The sequence below is a fragment of the Luedemannella flava genome (assembly GCF_039528515.1).
Taxonomy (GTDB): domain Bacteria; phylum Actinomycetota; class Actinomycetes; order Mycobacteriales; family Micromonosporaceae; genus Luedemannella; species Luedemannella flava.
The window spans coordinates 1-3,468 of the sequence record NZ_BAAALT010000266.1 but is presented as its reverse complement, the minus strand read 5'-3'; the positions used below and the strand labels follow the sequence as shown (position 1 = coordinate 3,468).

The following is a 3,468-nucleotide window of genomic DNA, read 5'->3' as shown; positions in this document are numbered from 1 at the left end:
GCCGCGGTGCGCTGCACGGGCGGCGGTGGGCCGGGCGGCGGCGCGGGCGCCTCCTCGGGCGTGTGCCGGATGCGCCGCCGCCGCCGCTGCGTCGGGTTCGGATCGGTGTCGTCCGGGGCCATGCAGGCAGGCTAGAACACTTCGATGCCGTGTGGCGCCCGGTGCCAACCGAACCCGGCGCTCGCGCGCGCCACGGCGCCAGCCCGCTCCTCGACCACGAGCCCCGCCTGGGCGAGCGGCCCGAGGCTCGGATCCCCCAGGTAGGCCGAGCCCAGCGCCTTGACGTCGAGCGACAGGTCGGCCGCGTCCGTGGTGGGTTCGCACGTCGCACCGTCCGGCCCGCCGACCAGGCGCCACCGTCGCGCGTTCTCCGGGAAGATCTCGTCCGTCACGTCGAGCACCAGGTCGACCGGCGCGGCGTAGCGACGGGCCGCCAGCGCCGTGGGCACGTCGACCAGCCGGACCCACAGCGAGTCGCCGATCCCGGCGCCGAGCCGGCGCGGCTCGTTGACCATGCGCAGCAGCGGTTCGTCGGATGCGGCGCACCACCAGCCCGTGGTCCGGGTCAGGTCGAACCCGAGCAGGTGGCGCCACAGCGCCACGTACGCCCCCGGCGTCGGCGCGACCAGTTCGACGATCGAGACGGCGCCCCTGGGCCCGGCGGAGTCCCAGTCGCTGCGCGTGCGGTACAGCGCGTACCCGACGACGTCGCCACCGCGCCCGGCGAGCACCGCGCGCAGCGGGCTGGCCCCGTCCCGGCGCGCGGACGGGTCGGCCAGCCGGTACGACCAGGTCGTCTCGTGCCGTTGCGACCAGCCCGGCCGGTCGGGCCACGCGGCGTCGAAGACGCGGGCGAGCGTGTCGCGCACCTCGGCCGGCACGGCCCCGCGCACGGTCACCGCCGGGTCGGCGGGCACGGTGATCACCACCTCGCGGGCGTCGATCTCCAGCGATAGCCGGCGCGCTGCCAGCCCGTACCCGAAGCGTTGGTAGATGCGTCCCTCGCTGGCCCACAGTGCCGCCACGGGTTCTCCCGCGGCGCGGATGTCCGCGAGCTGCGTGCGCTTCAGAGCGGTGAGTACGCCCTGGCGGCGCGCGTGCGCGGCGACGCCGACCTGGGTGACGTGCCCGCAGGCGACGGTGGCGCCGGGGACGGCGAGCCGGCGGGTGAACACGCCGGCGGAACCGATCAGTTCGCCGCCGCGCCGGGCGAGCAGCGTGCGGTCGGGCTCGAACGTGTGCCCCTCGGCCGCCGCGATCTCATCGTCGACCTCCTCCAGGAAGGAGAGGCTGAGCATGCGGACGAGGGTGCTCCAGTCGTCCGGCTTGGCGGTGCTGATGTCGAAGTCCGGCATCCCCCGGTTGTACCGCCACGGGCGCGGCCACGCGACGCATTTGTCGCGGACCGTGATCGGGACGACACGCTCCGACGTGGTCCGGCGTGGGGTGAAGTGACCGGATACTCTCGGTGTCGTGCAGGACGCGCAGACCGCCTTCCCCGGCGCCGGTAACCCTTCCCCCTCCTGGACACACCGCATGGACGACCAGACCCACCCGCTCGACCCCGTCTCCCCGGCGCGCCCGGGTCTCGACCGGACCCGACCCGACGTCGAGGGCACCCAGCCGACCTCGCCCGCCCGCCCCGAGACGATCTACGCCCGGGCCGCCGTCCGGGTGCCGGCCGGCGGCGCGCTGCGCCAGGCCACCGATGAGTACCCGATGGTCGACGACCCCCGGCACGACCCGCGTCGGGCGGCGGCCAACCCGCAGATCCCCGGCTTCCGCCAGCCCCGGCCCGCCGGCCGGCGGCTCTCGCTCGGCTGGGGCTGGTCCTTCACCGGCTACCTCATCGCGTTCATCGGCTGGGGTGTCTGGGCCGCCTCCGTGAACGGGCAGATGGTCGTGCCGGTCATTGACCTGGGCATCGTGACCGTGGTGGCGATCGGCGTGTTCGTCGTCTGCCGGTTGTTCGGCCGCGTGGTCTGGGAGGGCACGTTCGGCCGCCAGCGCCGCTCCGCCCGCGTCGCCCACGCGCTCACGGGCCTGTTCCTGACCGCCGCCGGCATCGGGTTCCTCGCCCACACGGTCTGGATCGCCGACGCCATCACCTGGGTGCGCACGAATCTGTGACGCCGGCGCGGCCCGCCGGGTCGGTCCGACCCGCCGGGCCGCGCGCTCGGTCAGGCGCCGTGCAGCGCCCTGATCCCCTGGACGGCGAAGTGCAGCGCGAGCCCGACCGCGGCGACGGCGACGAGCGCGACGAGGATTCTGATCATCACTCGGGTGGTCCGGGACATGGCGTAGCTCCGATCACTGGTGGGCGAGGGTTTCGCGGACGGTGAGGCCGGCGGCGCGGCGCGCCGCCGTCAGGGCGGCGCCGGCGGCACCGGCGACGGCGAGGACGACCCAGGCGGCGAACCCGCCGGGGGCGATCTCGGTCGGCAGGGGCAGGCCGAAGGACAGGCGGCCGAGGACGTCGCCGACCACCGCCGAGAGCGGGAGGCCTGCGGCGATGGCGATGACGCACCCGATCGCGCCCGTGAGCACGCTCTCCGTGATGACGAGCCGGCGGATCATCGGCGGGGTGGCGCCGATCGCCTGCATGATCCCGTACTCGCGGGTGCGTTCGGTGACGGCGATGCTCATGGTGGACGCGAGGCCCAACAGCCCGACGACCGCCATGAGCACGGCGAGCGCGATCAGGACAAAGATGAAGATCGCGACGTGGCCGTCGATGGCGTAGCGCAGTTCCGTGGTCGGCATGGTCGCGGCGGCCGGCGTGCGGTTGCCCGCGAGCGCCGCCTCGACGCGGTCGGTCACGGCCTGCACGTCCCCGTCGGCCCGCAGCCGCACGGTGTTGGCCGACCCGCCGCCGCCCGGCACGGTGTACGCGGTGGCGGGCCCGCCGACCTCGGCGACCACGCCGACCACGCGCCAGGTGCGGACGTCCCCCTCCACGGACAGCCGCACGGGCGCGCCGACCGCCGGGTCGCCCAGGCGGGTGGCGGCGCTCTGGTTGAGCACGACGGCGTCGGTGTCGTCCGGCCGCAGCCAGCGGCCCGCCGTCACGTCGAAACCGACCATCGCGGTGTCGGCCGGCAGCGCGGTCAACAGGAACCGCCCGTGGCCACCGTCCGGGTAGGTGCGCTGCACCTCGAGCCCGTCGGTGGCGGGCGTGGCCGGCAGGGTCAGCGTGGTCTCCGCCGCGGTGACCCCGGCGACGCCCCGGACGGCCGCGGCCAGCGACGCGGCGTCGGTCGGGGCGGCGAGCTGGAGCTCCGCGTCGTACGTGCGTTTCGCGAGCCCGTCGGCCACCCAGGCGCGCCACGCGGCGGCGCTGTTGAACCCGGTGGTGAACAGCGCCCCGCCGGCCGCGAGCAGCAGCAGCGTGAGCACCAGCCGGGTGCGCCGGCGCAGCAGGTTGCGCGCGGCCAGCCGGCCGGTGCGCCCGCCGCCGAGCCGGGCGAG

General features: G+C 75.7%; 3 protein-coding genes. 1 reads left to right on the top strand and 2 read right to left on the bottom strand.

From position 1 onward, the window contains the following. Positions 1–131 precede the first annotated feature (131 nt). Positions 132–1,355 (bottom strand): GNAT family N-acetyltransferase, encoded by a 1,224-nt coding sequence (locus tag ABD211_RS29645; RefSeq protein ID WP_344138950.1) that lies wholly within the window; start codon positions 1,353–1,355, stop codon positions 132–134. A 118-nt stretch (positions 1,356–1,473) separates the two neighbouring features. On the opposite strand from ABD211_RS29645, the gene ABD211_RS29640 reads away from it, so the two are divergent. Further along, entirely contained in the window at positions 1,474–2,130 is a 657-nt protein-coding gene (locus tag ABD211_RS29640; protein WP_344138948.1) for a hypothetical protein, read from the top strand. A gap of 180 nt (positions 2,131–2,310) precedes the next feature. On the opposite strand, the gene ABD211_RS29635 is transcribed toward ABD211_RS29640, so the two are convergent. Next, positions 2,311–3,468: ABC transporter permease (locus ABD211_RS29635; RefSeq protein WP_344138946.1), on the bottom strand; the 1,158-nt coding region annotated here is incomplete at its 5' end.

Excerpts from the sequence above, each read along its gene's own strand:
- ABD211_RS29645 (WP_344138950.1), bottom strand. The coding sequence starts at position 1,355 with ATGCCGGACTTCGACATCAGCACCGCCAAGCCGGACGACTGGAGCACC.